Consider the following 17,409-nt stretch of genomic DNA (forward strand, 5'->3'; position numbering starts at 1 on the left):
TGACCCGTTCGGTTACGGACCCGACGACGCACGCCGCCAACTCCTGGACAACATCAAGAGCGCGAAGGCCGGACACGCGAAACCCACCGTTCCGTTGTGCTCGGCGGGGGACTACTGAACACTCGGCAGGGTGGATACGGAGCACAACAAGGCGGTCGTTCGCGAGTTGGACGAGCTGGGCAACGGTGGTGGCGATCTTGGTCGGCTAGATGCATTGTGCACGCCCGACATGGTCAACCATGCATTGGCACCCAACATGCCGACTGGGATCGAGGGCACGCGGCAGTTCCTGCTGCGTGCCCGCCGTGATCAGCATCCAGCTCGCTGGGTGGAGTCGCACATCGTCGCGGAGGGCGACCTGGTCGTCCAGTTCGGCGTGCGAGAGCACGAGTGGCCCGGAGGAACGTTCCGAGGCTTCGACGTGCCGAGCGGGACCTACCGCAGAGACGTCGCCTTCGCCTACCGGCTGGTCGACGGGCGGATCTCCGAACGCTGGGCGGTACGCGACGACTTGGCGATGCTGTTGCAGCTCGGTGCACTGAAGCCTCCGCCGCGCTGAGCGCCGGTCGCCGCACCGCCAAATCCCTGCCTTGGCAGATGGCCACGGCTAGTTTCGAGGGCCGCCGGTTGACCGCCCGTCGCGAAGCCGTAGAGCTCTAAGCTCCCCGTCCAGCCGCCAGTACCCCTCGTGCAGGGTCATCCCGACCGAGGTGGGACCGATACACAGGCCCTCGGGTTGGTAAGCAGAAAACCCGTCAGCGGTGGCGAACGTCTGGTGGCAACCGTCCGAGCTGCCCTCGTAGATCACCAGACGGCTGAGGGTCGACGACCAGTACCAGCCCGAACAACGCCTGCGGCCCTGGTACCAGCGGAACTCCCGCACCGGCAGCGACACCGCCACGTCATCGGCGGCGACGCGATCCAGCGTCGTGTCCACCTCGGTCCCGGCGACCGACCGGTACCGGATCCTCAGTAAGCGGGATCCTGCCAACTGCTTCACGCCGCCGTCGCGGTCGAAACACAGATCGCCCGATAGCCGGGGCCGCCGCCGACTGGTCCAGCTGCCGATGCCACTTGGCCACCGCTTGACGGACAAGATCGCCCGGCGGCTCGACCAGCCCGGACGAGGCCGTGAGGAGGTCGGCCGGATCGTGCGCCGCCACCGGCCGGCGTACCGAGAACTGGCGCGACGAGGTCGGTAGCAACTCGTACCGCGGAGCACCACATCAAACGAAGACCACCCCGGACAAGACAAGTCGCGTCCCAGACAGCGGAGCAAGACGGTACATTCGCCGCGGCAGTCTCAATCAAGGGGGTTCCATGGGGCTGGGCAATCGAAGATCAATTAATGTTCTGACGATCGCGCTGGTTGCCCTCGTAGCTGTAGGCGGCGCGCTCACGGTGTGTGTTGTCTTTGGGCCCACCTGGATCGTGGATCGCCGCAACGCTTCCGGTGCGGCTCTGACGCAAGCGGAGCGGTTGGGAGCCGAGAACGACGTCCGTTCCACACTGCTCCAGGGACTCGGCGGATTAGTCGCCCTCATCGGTGTGTTCCTCGGTGCGGCGATTACCCTGCGTCAGGTCCGCGTCAGTCGCGAAGGTCAGACAATCGATCTCTTTGTTAAGGCGATCGATCAGTTGGCGAGCGACGTGCTCTCCGTCCGGTTCGGCGGAATCTACGCGCTGGAACTCCTGTCCGACCTCGACCCGCGCTACCAGGGGAAKGTCCACGCGCTGCTCACCTCCTTCGTACGTCAGAACGCGCCTTGGCCGCCACGGCGCCCGGAACCGGACGTTGAGGCGGATCGAAGCCAGTACCATGGCGGCGTAGCCGATGATGTCGGAGCGGCCCTTGGCGCRCTCCAGCGAGGCTCGATGATCCTCGATGATGCCTGGTCGGAGTTGGAACGAGTCGATCTGCGCGACGCCGAGTTGGACGCGTTCGACATGCCACGCGTGTGCTTCGCCCACTCCAACCTTGCGGGTGCCAGCATGATTGCCGCCAAGCTGGCAGGTGCCACCCTTTCCGATGCGATTCTACGTAGCACTGACCTCAGCCGCGCCGACCTTCGAGGTGCCGACCTCAGCCGAGCCGACCTTAGCGGCGCCAAGCTACTCGGAGCCGACCTTTCCGATGCCGCGTTGGACGCCACCCGCCTAGATGGCGTGATTACCGACGGCGAGACTAAATGGCCCAGAGGATTTGCGCCTTAAGGTGCCGTTTAACCTTCGACATCACGCTGCGCGTCGGTGTGGACGGTAGCCGAGGTGAACCGTGGGATGGGCGTAGATGAGGGCGTGCTCGGCGTCGACGGCGATTCTGTGTGCCTGGACGACGCCGAGTTCACCGGCGACGTCGGCGTCGGCGTGCAGCTCAGCCCCACTCCGGCGTCAGCCAGCAATTCGAGCTGCGCCGGCTGCATGAGCCCCTGCGACATGAGCCCGGCTACCAGCCCGCTACTGTCCGAGCTCGCCGGCCTCGCCCGGGCCGCCCCGCGTGGCTCGACACGTCACCAGTCCCGGCCCGGACCATGGCCCGTCGGCTACGTCGTGTTAACCAAGATCGGATGTGTACCCGTGCCGCGACCCGAGCGCGGCTCCTCGCACGCCAGTGACGATCTGAAATCGGAACGCACCCGCGCTTCCGCCAGCCAGCGCGATGACTGTTGTCGCCGTCTGCACGCCGCTCGCTGCCGACACCCGAATCCCGGCAAACCGGGGTGTTGTTACCTCGGTGACGAACACCGCGGCCAACATCGGCCCCATCCCGGGGATCCGGACACGCCGCCCAGAGCGCGACGAACCGTCAACCACCAGATCATGGTTACACCGCGCCACCGGACCCGAGGACGCCACGCCGAGCGGCCTTCTCATCGATCTGTCAGCCAGCGACAGACCGGCGACAAGTCTTTTGAGAAACTGTCATCTCTTTTGAGAACCTACAAAATCTCACTTTTGGGGACGAGTCGCCCCGAAATAGTCGTCTCCTGTCCACCTATAGGGGGCGACGTGTACCACTTTGCCCTGTCCAGGGGCGCTGATCATCTGGCCGTTTCCGATGTAGATCGCGACGTGGTGGATGTTGGTGGCGGTGCCGTAGTAGACGAGGTCGCCGATCTGGAGTGGTTGTCCGGGTGGGACCACGGGTCCGGCTTCGTACTGGGTCTGGGCGGTGCGGGGCAGGTCGATGCCGGCGGCGAGGTAGGCGGCGCGGGTGAGGCCGGAGCAGTCCCAGCCGCCTTCGGCCGGGCCGTCTCCGCCCCACAGGTAGGGAAGGCCGACCTGTCCCTGGGCGTAGACGACGGCGGCGTAGCCGGCGTCGGACGGGGCGGTGTCGGCCCCGAAGCCGCTGGTCGAGCTGTACTGGGTGGCCTGCGTGACGACCTGGGCGACGTAGGAATCGTCATGGTTATAGGCCCACAGCGCCCCGGTCAGGTCGGTGGCGACGTGGTTGTCACACAGATAGGCCGCGGCTGCGTAGATGGCGTCCTGGGGGTTGTAGAGCGACGGCGGGTTCGCGCCGCCCGCGGGTAGCCGGTGGTGGGCGACGACGGCGGCGAACGTCGGGGCGAGGAACTGCATCGGGCCGCCGGCCCCGGCGGTGTTGGTGCCGCTGGCCACGCCCGGCAGCCGACTACGACCATGATCAGATTCGACCTTGCCGATGGCCGCGAGGGTCGTCCAGGACAGGCCGGGGCAGGTCGCGGCGGCCTGCATGTAGAGGTTGAGGTAGTCGGCGGGGATGTCGTCGAGGGCGGTCTGGCTGGGGCTGCCGCCGTTRCTACAGCCGAGGAACCAGCCGATGACGGGTGCGCACAGGACGCGTTCGGCCATCTGGGCGGCGGCGGCGCCCATCATCACGATGAGCAACACGATCGTGGCGACGGCGGCGGCGAGGTACTTGGTCGTGGCCGCTCACCCCCGGTACTTCTCGGGTGGCATTGGCGCGGGCGGTCGCAGTCGGGGCCCGGCCGCGGTGTCACCGGTCCGGCCGTCGACCGGGTCGGGCGGGCGCAGCCTGGGCCAGGCGCGGGTGAGCTGGTCGAGGCGGAGTCGGTGGGCGCGRGTACTGGTCAGGGGTAGCCAGCGGGGAAGGGTGGGATCGAGCTGGGCGTCGGCGGGGGCGAGGGTGGCGGCGGTGGTGGCGACCGGGACCATGTCGGGCTGGTCGAGCCCGCGCAGCGCCGTGGCCAGGACCTGGCGGGCGTTGGTCTCGCGCTCGGCGGTGGGGAACCAGAACAGCACCGGTGTGCTGATCCTGGTGGCCGTCGCGAGCCGCCCGTAGTCGCCGATCTTCAGGGCGAGGCGGCTGAGCTGTTCGGTGGCCCAGTCGAGTTCGAGGAACCATTCGATCTCGCCCCGGGCGGACTTCCACCGTCCGTAGGCGTCGGGGCGGACCAAGTCCCCGAACGAGCGTAGGCAGCGGGTTTCTGACCACCAGGCGGTCAGGGTGCCGGGTGGGGTGGGTTGGCGGGCGTGGGCGATGAGGTTGGTGAAGAAGCCGTTGACGGCGACGGTGTGCGCCAGACGCAGCGAGTGGGCGATGGCCATCGCACGGGCGTGGCGGTAGCCGATCTCCTTGAGTTCGATGCCGTCCTCGGCGGCGAGCACGCTGGCGCCGGCGATGTCGCAGACGTAGTGCGCTGGGGGCTGTCCCTGCCCGACGGGGATCAGGGGTTGGAAGCGGTCGAGGACCCGCCAGCGGTAGAGCTCGAGTAGCCGGCGGTTGGCGGCGCGGCGGCTGGTCCAGCCGGCCTCGACGATCTGGTGGGTGGTCAGCACCCGGTGCTCGTGGACGAGCCGGGTGATCCACCGGTCGCGGGGGGACAGGTGGCGGGCGAGGTAGGTGACCAGCGCGGCGTCGGCGACGACGCGGCCGGGGGCGCGGGGCGGGATGCGCAGGGCACGCTGGGGTTGCGGGTAGGCGACCATGAGATCTCCGTGGTGGTCAGTTTGCGGATCGGCGGGGGTCGGCCTGCGCCTGCGGGGCCGTCGGGTCCGGCTGCGTCGGTGCAGGGGCGGGCGCACGGCGGCGCAGCTCCCGACGGATCTGGGCGGCCCGGCCCGGTACCGGGGCGGGTAGCTTCTCGGTGCGCAGCGTGAAGGCCGGGGCTTCTTCTCCGGTGACGACGAGGCGGGCGGCGGCGTGGAAGACGCCGAGGTTGGCCAGGTCGTGTTCGGACAGGCGGGGCTCGACGTGGCGGACGAGCCGTTTCGCGTCGGCCGGCGACATCGTGAAGTAGATCTTGCTGCGGGCGTTCGCGGCGATGCTCTCTTCGAGATGCCGGGGCAGCTGGGCGAGGTTCTGATGCGCGAGGGTGATGCCGAGGCGGTAGCCGCGCGCGGCGGCGAGCATGTCCTCCAGCGCGTACGGAAGCGTGAGGAAATTGTGTGCTTCGTCCAAATACAGAGAGGCGTCGGGCCTTCTGCCCTGGGGCATGCGGGCGCGCCGGGTGGTGGCCTGCCAGACGGCTGAGACGACGATCGAGCCCATGAGCGCCGCGGTCTCGACGCCGAGGGCGTCCTGGGCGATCCGGACCAGGCACACCCCGCCCTGGTTGAGCACGGCGTCCATGTCGACGGTGGACGGGCCGGCGGCGATCGCGGCCCGCACGAACGGGCGTAGCAGGAAGCCGCGCAGCTTGTTCATCAGCGGGGCAATGGCGTGTGCCCGCGCGGGTCCGGACAGGGCCTCGTACCACTGCCAGAAACCGGCCAGGATCGCGTTGTCGATCTCACCGACCAGGCGCTCCCGGTAGGCGACGTCAGTCAGGAGCCTGGGCAGGTTGGTCAGAACGGGGACCTCGGGCTGGGCGGCGAGGGTGAGCAGCCCGGCACGGAAGATGTCGTCGGTCCGTGGGCCCCAGGACTCGTGGTAGACCCGACTGAAGATCGACACGAGGTTGTCGACGGCGCGGGCCCGGTCGGGCTGATCCAACGGGTTGAGGCAGGGTGTTTGCCTGGAGGATTCGGCGTCGAACAGGACAAGGCGGTCGACGGCATCCAGCGGGTAGCGGGCGAGGATGTCGATGATCTGGTCGCCCTTCGGGTCGACGTTGACCACCCCACGGCCGGCGGCGACGTCGTCCAACGTCATCCGGGCGAGTAGCTCGGACTTGCCGGAACCGGTGGCGCCGAGAATGTGCAGGTGATGGCGGGCGTCTGGAATCCGCAGGCCGACCGGGCGGGCATGACCCGCGTCGGAGCGGCCGAGCGGGCGGATATTCGGACCGGCAGCGGCGACATCGGGCGGTGGCGCGACCGCTTTTGCCCCGGCGCGTTGCAGGCCGGGGGTCGCCTCGTCGACCGGCAGGTGGGCCAGCGAGCCGACCTCGGCGACCGACAGCAGGTCCCCGTGGCCGAGCTGGCGGGCGGCGAGGACGGGCAGCGGGCGGCGCAGCCGGGCCCGCTTGTAGTAGTTGTGCTCGCCGTAGGCGGCGAACGCCGACGCGATCGCGTGCGCCCGGCCGCGCAGCTGCCCGCCGACCCGGGCGGCGGTGTCCTCGTCGGCGTACTCGTCGAGAACAGCGACGACGGCGTAGCGGACGCGGACCTCGAACTGGGCGCCGCGGCCCTTGGCGACGATCGCGCGGTCCTCCGCCGAGAGCGCGAGGGAGGTCTGATGGTCGACCTTCGCCGGCGCGGGAGTCCGGCGGGTGCGCCGGGTTCGGCCCATGTGGGGGGTGAGTAGGTCGAGCAGGTCGCCGAGCAGGGTGGCCGAGCCGCCGGCGCGCACGCGGCGGGCCGACCGGCGGGCTTTGGCGACGCGGTGGCCGGTGACCGGGCGGGCCAGGATCTGCACGGCCGCCCGTTGGGTGCGGGCAAGCCCGCCGGGGGCGGCGAGCAGCGCGCGGACCGGGTCGACGTCATGATCTGTACGGATCGGGAGCGCTTCTGCCCGGCCCAGGCGCAGTTCCCCGCCGGCGGCCAGCAGCCGCCTGCCGGGCCGGGCCAGGACGGGCAGCGGCGCGCGGGCGGGGGCGGTCCGGGTGTGGGCGCCGGGCCAGGCTGCCTCGATGGCCCGTTCGACGAATCCCTCGGGGACGACGCCGGGGACCCAGATCTGGATGCGGACCCCGTCGGCGTCGAACAGGTACTCCCACACCAGGTGCGGCTGGCCGACCAGCCGTCGCCACGACGGTCGTAGCAGGCCGAGCAGGTTCGCCCACAGCGCGCCCGCGCCCGCCGGGTCGACGGTGGGTGGGGCCAGCACGGTGACGAGACGGGCGCCGGCGATCAGCCGCTGCTGGTAGCGGCGGCGCATCCGCCGACGCAGGGTGACCAGGCCGGCGGCGGTGCCGGCGAGCAGCGGGCCGGCGACGGGTCCCCAGGCCACCGCCCATGCCCGCAGGTGGCCTAGCAGCTGGTGCAGGAAGCCCCAGGGGTCGGTCAGGTAGGTGGCAAGCGGCGACGACGGCGTGGTCGCCGCCGCGGCGAGCAGGTCCATGGTTACGATCTCCATACGGCTACGGCGGTCAGGCGGGGTCGAGGTAGATCTGGCCGTCGGGATCGGCCGGGTCATCCGGTGCGGCGAGATCGAAGAAGCCGTCGTCGTCCCCGTCATGGGGGCCAGCGGCGAGTTCAGCCGGGTTCGTTGCGGGAATTTCTCGGAGTTGCCTCGGGCCAGCGATCGCGAGCGGCCGGATGCTTTCGGTGCCGCAGGGACTGGTGGACCACGGCCGTTGTCGACATGCCGTCGGGATTTCCGACAGGACGCCCGGGTGTTCGAGGCATGGTCGTTCCCGTCGAGGTGAGGGATCGGCCTGCGGAGGTGTCCGGTGGCGTTGGCGATCGTCCGGTCGATCGACGCGCCCCGGAGCGTGCGGACCGAGCAGGAACGTGAGGATTTCGAGCAGGAGCTGGTCGACCAGTACCTGTTGGCGTCGCTCGGAGCCGGTAACGGGGACGGCTGGGTCGCCCAGGACCGGGCGGTGATCTTCGAGTTCACCCGGTTCCTGGATGGTCCGGTGTGGAAGGCGCAGCCGCGGGATGCTGATCGTTTCCTTGTCCATCAGCGCAGGGACTTGGGTCGGGCTCGGCAGACGGTGCAGCAGAAGGCATGGGCGGTCGGGCGCTTCTTCGACTTCCTGATTGATCGCTACCAGGCAGATATCCATGCGCTGACTGGCTGTGTGGTGTCCCAGCCGATCGACGAGCACAACCGGCCGGCGAAGGCGGACTACGGGGTTGCCCGCGTCCCGCCGTCCGATGAGGAGGTCGAGGCGCTGTTCGCGGGCTGGCGGGACTCGCTCGGGCACGCGCGGAAGTTTCTGACCGCGGCGCGGGACTACCTGGCTGCGTCGTTGTGGCGGCGTGCCGGGCTGCGGATCCAGGAGACCTACATGCTCGACATCCGGGACTGGCGCCGCGACCTCGGTGAGTTCGGCAAACTGCACATCCGGTTCGGGAAAGGCAGCCGCGGCCGGGGCCCGAAGACACGGCTGGTCCCCGCGATCAACGCGGTCGCGGATTTGCTCGACTGGTGGATGGTCGACGTGCGCCACCAGTTCGGCGACGACTGGAACGCGCCGGACGCCCCACTGCTGCCCGGAGAGCGGCGCGACCCGCACTCCGGCTTCTGTCGGCGGGCGTGCGATCAGTCGTTGCGGGACGGGCTCGCCGCGGCGACGCGGCGGTGGCTGCCCGGCTGGGAGGGGCGACTGACTCCGCATACGCTGCGGCATTACTGCGCCTCGTCGCTTTATTCGCGAGGAATGGACTTGAAAGCGATCCAGGAAATCCTCGGTCACGAGTGGCTGTCGACGACGACCCGGTATATCCACGTCCAGTCCGACCATATCGAGCAGGCGTGGGCCATCTCCAACCGGCGAATCGAAGAACGTCTCGGACAGCTGGAGGAAAGGTAGCCCGATGCGTTGGAACCTGCGGATGAAGGCTGCCGAGGCGGGGATCTGGAAGTCCACCGAGATGCGCCGGCGGCTCGCGGACGCCGGCCTGGAGATCTCGGCGGGGAAGATGTCCGGGCTGTGGATCGGGAACCCGACGACGATCCGGCTCGACGACCTGGACGTGATCTGCGCGGTGCTCGGCTGCACGCCGAGCGATCTGCTCCTCTGCGAGCCGGACGTGGTCGCGGCCCGCCGGCCCAGACAGGTCCAGACTGCCGCTCCGTCGCCGGTCGTCCCGCGGCTGGGTCGGCACCGGTCGGTTCCACCGGCATGACTACCCGTCGGCGGCATCTGTGCGAGTCCTGCGGGCAGCGGCCACCGGCAATGCGGGAGATCCCGATCTGTTTCGACTGCTGGCCCGGCGGGCCGGTCACCCCGCCACCGTGTCGGCAGTGCAGATCGACGGAGAACTACTACACCTCGGGGCTGTGTGCTCGCTGCCATCCGCAGGCCCCCGGCGGGAAAACAGCCGACCCGCGGCGGACAGTCGTCGTGGATTCCTGCCCTGACTGCCACGCGTGGGGCGCCACGAGGACCACCGGCTGGCTGTGCGCCGGTTGCGGCCACTGGCGGGAGAAATACCCCGTCAGTACCTGCACGGCATGCCGCCACGAGAAGCCCGTCGATCCCGACGGCGCCTGCCGGCTGTGTGTCCGGCAGCGGCGCATGGTGAACACCCTGTTCGGCGGACGAGTTTCGCTGGCCGAGGCGAACCGGTACGGCCAGCAGACGTTCCTGGCCGACATGTTCTACCGCGCGAACAGCCGCCGGCCGCGCCCGCCTGCCGACACCTCGGACAAGCCTTCGCCGCCGATCCGCCCAGTCGATCACCGCCAGCTCGTGCTGTTTCCCGCCCACCGCGACCTGGCCGCCGGTGCGGCCCGCGGGTTCGAACCGCCGCCGGACCCGATGCTCGACGGCGCGTTGTGGGCCGTCGCCGGTGAGCACGCCGACCGGCATGGCTGGAGCGTCTGGGTGCTTGAGCGCACCCGGCGCGCGCTGCGGATTCTGCTCGCGCTCCAGGACACCCCGGGCACCCCGATCCTCGCCAGCGACGTTGCGGCGCTCTCCACGATCGGGTTGCCGGTTCGGCCCACCAGCGAGGTGCTCGCCGCCGCGGGGATGTTCGTGGACAACCGCGTGCCGGCGATCGTGCGCTGGTTCGACCAGCAAGTCGCCGACCTGCCCGAGCAGATCCGCACCGAACTCGGCGTGTGGTTCGACATCGCGCGCAACGGCAGCARCACACCGCCACGATTCCGGCCACGCGCGGAAGCCACCGTGAAAAGCCAACTCGAGTTCGCGCTGCCGACCATCCGCGCCTGGGCAGCCACGCACCCGTCGCTGCGGGAGATCAGCCGTGAGGACCTCCGCGCGGCCCTGCCCCCGAGCGGCGCCCCCCGGTCCACGACGCTTCAGGGCTTGCGGTCGATCTTCCGGGTGCTGCGTGCCCGCAAGCTGGTGTTCGTCAACCCGACCGCGAGGATCAGCGTCCCGAACCCGGCCAGGACCGCGCCCGACCCGATCGACCTGACTGCGGTACGCGACGCTCTCAACAGCGACGACCCGACCCGCGCCGCGCTCGCCGCGCTGCTGGCGTTCCACGCCCCGCGCGTCCGGGAACTGCGCCACCTGCGCCTGACCGACGCCCGCGACGGCCGGCTGCACCTGCCCAACCGCGTCGTCCCGCTGGCAACCCCCGCCCGCGACCGGCTGGCCGCTTACCTTGACTACCGGCAGCGGACCTGGCCGAACACGGCCAACCCCTATCTGTTCATCCACTACCGCAACGCCACGACCACCAACCCGGTCCTGCCGCGATGGATCAACATTCGGCTGGGCCTGGCGGCGCAATCGATCCGGATGGACCGCATCCTCGACGAGGTCCAAACCAGCGGTGGCGACATCCGGATGATCAGCGAGTTGTTCGGCCTGTCGGTCGCGGGCGCCTACCGCTATCTCACCACCGTCGACCACCCTGGCATCGCCCGCTTCGCGCGCAGCCCCGACCCACAGAACTAGCGCGACCCCGAAATTCACTGGACCTCGGCGTGTGTAGAGTCGAGTATCCGTGGGGCGGCGGGTGCGGAGGATCTCGTGAGGCTGAAGCAGGAAAGTCGAGTGCTCAAGGGCAAGGCACTCGCCTCGCTGACCCACGCCATCGAGGCGTTCAACGCGCCTCACAACGAAGGCCGCCCCACGCGGGTCCTGCTGCATCTCCAGCACGCCTTCGAGATGCTGCTCAAGGCCGCGCTTGTCCAGAAAGGCGTCAAGGTATTCGACCACGGCACCGGACGGTCGATCGGATTCGAGAAGTGCCTTGGACTCGCCGCCAGCCACCCGACTATCAAGCTCAGCACAGAGGACGCCGGCACGCTGCGCGCCATCGACGCGATGCGCGACGATGAGCAACACTGGTTCAACGAGGTATCGGAACAGCTGCTCTACCTGCATGCGCGCGCAGGGGTAACCTTGTTCGACGACCTGATGCAGCGCGTCTTTGGCGAGCGGCTGGCGAATCACCTTCCGACCCGCGTACTGCCCATATCGATCGATCCGCCGCGCGATTTGACCGTCGTTCTCGATGAGGAGTACAGCCAGATCGCCGCGCTTCTGGCGCCCAGYCGACGCGCCCGCCACGAGGCCCGGGCCCGGATCCGTACTCTGCTCGCGATGGAAGCGCACGTTGAACCAGAGGCTCACGTCTCGGAGAAAGACGTCGACCGTGTCGAGCGCGGGATCCGCCACGGCAGTCCACGCGACCAGGTCTTCCCTAGGCTTCAGGACATCGCGACAACTGTCGACGGCGACGGTCTCGCCATCACCGTGCACTTCACGAAGAAGCAGGGTGCCCCGGTCCGATACGTCGCCGACGAGTCCGCACCCGCAGCGGCAATCCGAGAGGTCGATCTCCAGCGCAAGTTCCATATGTCGCCGACCGACCTGGCCAATGCCCTCGGGTTGAGCCTTCCTCGCAGCCATAGCCTGCGCGAACATCTTGGTATCGACACCGACGAGGCATGTAGCCACGATTTCATATTCGGTTCGATACGTCACCGAATGTATTCGGATAATGCGGTCAGAAAGATGCAAAAGGCGGTCGATGAACTGGACATGGAGAAGGTCTGGCTCGCTCACAAGCCCCAAGGCCGCGCCAAGGCCAAGCCACCCTGTCCGATCGACGGCTGCCASGCGCCGACACAGTGAGGGCATGGYCGCAGTAGCCCAACTCCGGGTCCCAGACCCCGGCCTCATAGGTCCAGCCACCCTGAGTTCGACTCTGAATCCTGAACAGTTGCGAGGAACTCCGGATCTGTCGTGATCAGGGCGTGTTCGGCCTGCGAGGCGAGGGCCTGGAAGGCGACCCGCTGGGCGCCCGCCACGAGCAGTCCTTGTCCGCGGTCGGCGGACAGCAAGAACTGCCGTTCGCCCTGGGACAGGTCAAAAACCTGAGTGATCTCGTCGATCGCCTGCGGGGCCTGGCGCAGCAAGATCTGCGTGGCCGCGTTGGTGACGATCGCCTTGCCGAGATCGCTCGCCAGCACGTCACCTGTGTCCTGGGTGGCGACGGTCAGCCCGGCCCAGTACTTGCGCGAGGACTTCGCCATCCGGAACAGGAAGTCCGCGCCGGCGGGCTGGCGCATGAGCAGCCATGCCTCGTCGACCACCACCAGGCGGGGCCGGCGGTCGGCCGGGTTGGAGACCCGCCGCCACACCGCGTCGAGGACGAGCAGCGTGCCGATGGCTTTGAGCTCGTCGGGCAGGTCGCGCAGCGAGTAGACGACGAGGTGGCCGTCGCCGGGCGCGCTGGTGGGGCCGTCGAACAGGCCGGAGAACGCCCCCGCGGTGAACGGGTGCAGGCTGGCGGCGAGCGTCCCCGCCGCCGGGTCGGTGGAGCGGGCCAGGGTCGCGGCGAGGTCGGTCAGCAGGGGTGCTGGCCGGTTCCAGCTGCGCGGGTCGGAGCTGATCCCGGCCGCCTGGTAGGTGGCGGTGATCGCCGTGTCGAGGGCTGCCCGTTCGGCCGCGGTCAGCTGGCCGACCAGGACGGAGACGACGGTGTGCAGGAACAGGCTGCGGCGTACCAGCGCATCCCGCGGCGCGGTCCGACGGCCGTCAGGGGTGACCTGGATGGGCAGGTCGAACGGATTGATCCGCACCCCGTCGCCACCGAGGTGCAGGTAGGTCCCGCCGACCGCGGCGGCAAGGCGGGCGTATTCGTCTTCCGGGTCGACGACGTGGACCTCGATACCCCGGTACAGCGAGCGCAGGAGTTCGAGCTTGACCAGGTAGCTCTTGYCGGCGCCGCTGCGGCCGAGGATGACCGAGTTGTGGTTGTCGATGTCGCCGAACCGGTCCCAGTGCACCAGCCCGTTGCTGGCGACGTTGAGCCCGTAGAGCACCCCGGTCGGCGCCAAGGAGGTCGGGTCGGCGGGCGGCAGGTCCGGGCTGGTGAATGGGAACGCCGCGCTGAGCGCCGCGGTGTCGAAGGTGCGGCGCATCCGCACCTGGTCCAACCCCAGGGGAAGGGTGCTGACCCAGCCTTGCAGGGAGCGGTAGCTGACCGGTTTGGCGTCCAGGAGCAGGCTGGCCGCCAGCGCCCGCACCGCGGCGACCTCGTCGGCCAATTCGGCTTCGCTGGTCGCGTGGACGGTGAGGTAGAGCCCGAGGCGGAACAGCTTTCCTTCGCCGCGGGCGACGCGGGCGGACAGGTCGTAGGCGTCCTCGGTCGCGGCTTCGAGCTGCGGGTCGATCAGCCGGCCTTTCTCGTCGCCGAGCTGGCGGCCGGATTCGAGCTTGGCCAGCTGGCGGCGCAGCCGGTTGGCCGCGGTGACCGGGTCGATCGGCTCGACATGCACCGCGACATCCACCCTGCCGGGGTAGGTCACCAGCGGGGCGAGCCAGCCCGCGTGCACCTCGCGCGGATAGCCGGTGATCGCCATCGTGGCCAGGAAGTCCCCGCCCACGTCCAGATGGCGGGGCGCGATCGACAGCGCATCCGGGACGAACGCCGCCGCGGCGGCGTCCACCGGCCGTGGCGACGGGCCGTGGGTCGGTGCGGAGGCCCGGCGTCGGGCTCGTCTACTCATCGGGCATGCCCCCTGCGCGCCGTGTGCCGTGCTGGCCGTCGAGAGCCGCCCTCGGATCGCCCGGCCGACGGGCGGCGGACGGGTGGGTCCCAGAAGTCCGGGTCGTCGGCGTCGGACAGGCCGTCCCCGTCCGCGTCGTCGAACCGGTCGCTGTAGCCGGGGCCGACGGCCGCGTCCGGGTCGTCGAACCCGGCGTCGTCCAGGAAGCCGCCGCCGTCGGTGTCCGGTGGATAGGCCGGGTAGCTGTCGGCGGGCTCGGGCAGGTCGGCGGTGATGACCTCGTCGGGTGCGGCGAGCGCGGCCGGCGGCACCCGGCCGGCCGGGTTGCAGGCGGCGGCCAGCACGCTGGTCGCCGTGCCGGCGTCCAGCGGCGTGACCACGATCCCGGCCGGGGCGAGCAGGTCGGTCGCCTCGGCGAGGCGGCGGGCGAGCCGGGTGTGCGCGGCGCGGCGGGCTGCCGCCCCGGCGCGGCGGCCGTCGCGGGCCGCCGCCCGCCGTCCCGACAGCGCGGCCAGTGGGGAGGCCCCGCCGAGCCCGTCGACCGGCCCGGCGGCGACGAGCGGTTCACGCAGCACCAGCAGCAGCTGACGGGTCAGCAGCTGCATCTCGACCGCCAGCTGGCCCAGGTAGGTGGCATGTTCGCGGGCCGCGTGCGCGAGCGCGGGATGAGGCAGCCGGAACGCCGCGTCGTCGAGCAGCTGGATCTGGCCGGACAGGTCTGCGGGCATCGCCCGCACGAGGATCTGCACCGGCGCGGTCAGCGAGTGCAGGTAGCGAGCGAACACAGCGACGAGCCCGTCCTGCTCGCCGGGGGTACGCAGCGCGAAGTTGACCGTGGAGGCGACCGCGACGACCGCCAGCCCGTCCGGCCCGAGGTCGATCACGCCAACCCCGGCGGTGCTGGTGACGGTGCGGGCCGGCAGCCGCAGCGGCGCCGCGCTCTGCCCGCCGGCGGTTGGCCTGCGGTCACCCGAGCTGCTGGTGGCGCGGGCGGCTAGCCAGGACGGCGGTGGGATCATGCCTTCGGGGGCGTTGATGCGGTGTCGTGGGCTGGTGCGGTGGCGGATCGCGGCGACCAGCATCCGGTCCAGGGACAGCCCGTCGCGTTGGCCGAGGACGAGGGCGCAGGCGACCGCGGCGACCGGCACGGCGACCAGGGCGAACACCGGCAGCGGCAGCAGGCTGCGGGTCGCGGCCCAGGCCAGGTAGAGCACGATGGCGGTCAGCGCGAGGATCAACACCTGGCGGGCGGTCAGGCCCGCCACGATCCGATCCTCACGATCAACATCGGCGGGAATTCTTACGGGGTGGGTCATCGTGGCTGGTCACCTTCGTTTCGGGGTGGGCGGGGGCGGCGGGGCATGTTCGGCAACATCAGCTGCCGGTAGCGCGGCGGGACCGGCCGCGCTGGCGGTGGCGGTGCGGGCGGTGCGGGCACGGCCGGCCGCGCGGGACGTGGGGTGCGGTGCAGGCCCTCCAGCGGGAGGGCGTACTGGCCGGTACGGTCCGGCCGGATGCCCCGGTAGGGGTCGAACGGCAGCTCCAACTGCCGACCCCGCGGCACCGGACGAGACGGGGCCTGCCGGCCAGGACCAGGCCGGCCCCCGCGGGCCCGCGCCGGTGCGGCGGCCGGGCGCCGCCCTGGCTGGGGGGTCGCCGGTGGGTGGGGCTGGTCGACCTCGAACGGGATCAGCAGCTGGCCGTCGCGGTCCACCCAGGCCCCGCCGTCGCGGGGCAGGTAGCGCCCGCCCGGGGCGACGGCCTGGCCGAACGGGATGGACAGCTGGCGGTGCCGCGGCCGGGACCGTCCCGCTGGGTTCGCCGGCCGTGGCGGGCGGGGCACGCCCCGGGCCGGCCCGGGGCGGCGGACCCGGGGCACCCTGGTCAGCGGGATGAGCCCCTGTCCGTCGGCGTCCACCTCGATGCGGTCGTAGGGGTCGGCCGGCCCGCCTCGCGGTCCGCCGCCTCCTGGCCGGCCTCGGCCCGGCCTGCCACGTCCACCCCTGCCACGTCCGCCCCGGCCGCGTCCGCCGCGACCTCGGCCGGCCCGGTGGCCGGCGCGTCCGGCGCCGCGTCCGAACCGGCCCCCGAGCAGACCCAGCGCCCGGCCGATGACGAAGGCGCGCACGACCCGGCCGACAATGCCCCCGCCGCCGTGGCCGATCCTGGGGATCATCAAGAACGGAATCCGGCACAGGAAATACATCAGGGTCAGCGCCGCGAGCAGGTTCACGACGCCGTCCGGGGTCGGGCCGAACAGCGTGAATCCACCGGGGCTGAAGAACACCCTTAACGCGGCGAGGAGGACGAACGACTGCACGATCTGGATGCCGAGACAGCCGAAGAACGCGCGCCACCACCAGAACGCCATCCGCTCCGTCAGCGGATGGCCGTGTCCGGCCAGCGCGATCGGCCCCGCCCCGACGAGAGCGACCTCGACGATGATCCGGGCGATGTAGGTACACAGCAGCGCAGCAACAGTGCCAGCGACGAACAGGGCGAGGAAGATAGTGAAAATGCTCCGGTTGACGACGCCACCGGCGCTCGGCGAGAGCGACCCGAGAATGATGTTCCGTAGTTGTACGGCGGCGGTGTCCGGGTTCAACCCCTGACCAAGAATCGCGCCGGGCAGGGCGTTGGCGGCCTGGATGGCTTTCGTCGAGAGGAACAGCGACAGGCCGGACGCGAGGAAACCCAGCGGGATACGCGGCGCGATCTCCTTGATCGAGATGCGGGACTGGACCGTTCCCAGCGACATGACGGTGAGCCCACCGAACATGATCAGGGCGCTGTAGGCGGTGGCGCTGATCGCCCACGATGTCGACCACATCTCCCCGATCGCGGGAAGCTGCGACGGTTCCGGCGTCGTCAGCAACGTGCGGCCGAGCAGATCCAGCAGCGAGTTCAGTGCGGCGGTCACCAACAGGCGGAAAAACGCCGTGATCGCGTCGCTGATCGCATCGGCAATCCACCCGGCGACCCCGCCACCACCACCGCCGGTATCCGGCGCTGGCGGCGTCGTCTGCGGCACCGGCGGCGCCGGCGCTCCTGGAGTGGTGGCGCAGTCCGGCTGGCCGGCCGGGCACGGCTCCCCGGTGCCGCCACCCTCGGGCGGGGTGTCAGGAGTGCTGGGGGCGGGGGTGGTATCGCCGCCCGAGGGTGGCGGGGTGGTCGGCGGGTCCTGCCCCGGAGGGGTCGGGGCGGGACCGGGCTGCGGGTTGGGCGTGGGACCGGTGTAGCCGGGCGTGTCCGCGGACGGCGCGGACGACGGGGCAGGGGGTGTCGTCGCGGCGGAGGCCACCGCCGGGACCAGCACGGCCAGCAGCAGCGCGAACGTCGCCGTCCCGGCCAGCAGCCACCGGCGCCGTAGCCAACGGCGGCCAAGCCGACGACGCGCGGGCACGGACGAAGAA

The 17,409-nt window shown here is 70.4% G+C and carries 13 protein-coding genes; 6 read left to right on the top strand and 7 right to left on the bottom strand.

Translation table 11 applies throughout. The annotated features are described in order from the left end of the window. Positions 1-130 precede the first annotated feature (130 nt). Complete coding sequence (locus tag BL253_RS28460; RefSeq protein ID WP_076820389.1) at positions 131-559, top strand: ester cyclase; 429 nt, start codon at positions 131-133, stop codon at positions 557-559. A 48-nt stretch (positions 560-607) separates the two neighbouring features. On the opposite strand, the gene BL253_RS28465 is transcribed toward BL253_RS28460, so the two are convergent. Next, positions 608-937: a hypothetical protein gene (locus tag BL253_RS28465; protein ID WP_131831599.1), complete on the bottom strand. Its 330-nt coding sequence runs from the start codon at positions 935-937 to the stop codon at positions 608-610. Between the two features lie 383 nt (positions 938-1,320). Here BL253_RS28465 and BL253_RS28470 point away from each other — a divergent pair, with 383 nt between their 5' ends. Then, a complete protein-coding gene (locus BL253_RS28470) occupies positions 1,321-2,214 on the top strand; it encodes a pentapeptide repeat-containing protein (RefSeq protein ID WP_076820391.1) in 894 nt (297 codons plus the stop codon). A 735-nt stretch (positions 2,215-2,949) separates the two neighbouring features. Here BL253_RS28470 and BL253_RS28475 read toward each other — a convergent pair. From BL253_RS28475 to BL253_RS28485, 3 genes are read right to left on the bottom strand one after another with little or no spacing between them, the layout of a single operon-like run. Beyond that, positions 2,950-3,876 carry a C40 family peptidase gene (locus BL253_RS28475; RefSeq protein ID WP_241835240.1) on the bottom strand — a complete coding sequence of 309 codons (927 nt, stop codon included), beginning with the start codon at positions 3,874-3,876 and terminating at the stop codon, positions 2,950-2,952. A 39-nt stretch (positions 3,877-3,915) separates the two neighbouring features. Beyond that, on the bottom strand, positions 3,916-4,932 hold the full coding sequence (locus tag BL253_RS28480; protein WP_076820392.1) for a replication-relaxation family protein: 1,017 nt from the start codon (positions 4,930-4,932) through the stop codon (positions 3,916-3,918). A 16-nt stretch (positions 4,933-4,948) separates the two neighbouring features. Beyond that, a complete protein-coding gene (locus BL253_RS28485; RefSeq protein ID WP_076820393.1) occupies positions 4,949-7,447 on the bottom strand; it encodes a DUF8128 domain-containing protein in 2,499 nt (832 codons plus the stop codon). 331 nt (positions 7,448-7,778) lie between these two features. Here BL253_RS28485 and BL253_RS44125 point away from each other — a divergent pair, with 331 nt between their 5' ends. From BL253_RS44125 to BL253_RS28505, 4 genes are all read left to right on the top strand, one after another. Further along, positions 7,779-8,867, top strand: coding sequence for a tyrosine-type recombinase/integrase (locus BL253_RS44125; RefSeq protein WP_076820394.1), 1,089 nt, complete (start codon positions 7,779-7,781; stop codon positions 8,865-8,867). A 4-nt stretch (positions 8,868-8,871) separates the two neighbouring features. Next, the gene (locus BL253_RS28495) at positions 8,872-9,183 is read left to right on the top strand and encodes a helix-turn-helix domain-containing protein (protein ID WP_076820395.1); all 312 of its coding nucleotides are present in this window, start codon (positions 8,872-8,874) and stop codon (positions 9,181-9,183) included. 392 nt (positions 9,184-9,575) lie between these two features. Further along, positions 9,576-10,931 (top strand): site-specific integrase, encoded by a 1,356-nt coding sequence (locus BL253_RS28500; protein ID WP_198946432.1) that lies wholly within the window; start codon positions 9,576-9,578, stop codon positions 10,929-10,931. Between the two features lie 75 nt (positions 10,932-11,006). Continuing rightward, positions 11,007-12,116, top strand: a complete 1,110-nt coding sequence (locus BL253_RS28505; RefSeq protein ID WP_076820397.1) for a DUF3644 domain-containing protein — start codon at positions 11,007-11,009, stop codon at positions 12,114-12,116. Positions 12,117-12,160: 44 nt separating this feature from the next. Here the strand turns inward: BL253_RS28505 and BL253_RS28510 are convergent, their stop codons facing one another. The 3 genes from BL253_RS28510 to BL253_RS28520 are packed head-to-tail and all read right to left on the bottom strand — an operon-like array spanning position 12,161 to position 17,399. Continuing rightward, the gene (locus BL253_RS28510; RefSeq protein WP_076820398.1) at positions 12,161-13,996 is read right to left on the bottom strand and encodes a VirB4 family type IV secretion system protein; all 1,836 of its coding nucleotides are present in this window, start codon (positions 13,994-13,996) and stop codon (positions 12,161-12,163) included. Continuing rightward, positions 13,993-15,312, bottom strand: a complete 1,320-nt coding sequence (locus tag BL253_RS28515; RefSeq protein ID WP_076820399.1) for a PrgI family protein — start codon at positions 15,310-15,312, stop codon at positions 13,993-13,995. The genes BL253_RS28510 and BL253_RS28515 overlap by 4 nt, the downstream gene beginning before the upstream one ends. After that, complete coding sequence (locus BL253_RS28520) at positions 15,309-17,399, bottom strand: hypothetical protein (RefSeq protein WP_241835243.1); 2,091 nt, start codon at positions 17,397-17,399, stop codon at positions 15,309-15,311. The genes BL253_RS28515 and BL253_RS28520 overlap by 4 nt, the downstream gene beginning before the upstream one ends. Positions 17,400-17,409 lie beyond the last annotated feature (10 nt).

The organism is Pseudofrankia asymbiotica (assembly GCF_001983105.1).
Classification (GTDB): Bacteria; Actinomycetota; Actinomycetes; order Frankiales; family Frankiaceae; genus Pseudofrankia; species Pseudofrankia asymbiotica.

Excerpts from the sequence above, each read along its gene's own strand:
- BL253_RS28485 (WP_076820393.1), bottom strand. The coding sequence starts at position 7,447 with ATGGACCTGCTCGCCGCGGCGGCGACCACGCCGTCGTCGCCGCTTGCC.
- BL253_RS28495 (WP_076820395.1), top strand. The coding sequence starts at position 8,872 with ATGCGTTGGAACCTGCGGATGAAGGCTGCCGAGGCGGGGATCTGGAAG.
- BL253_RS28515 (WP_076820399.1), bottom strand. The coding sequence starts at position 15,312 with ATGACCCACCCCGTAAGAATTCCCGCCGATGTTGATCGTGAGGATCGG.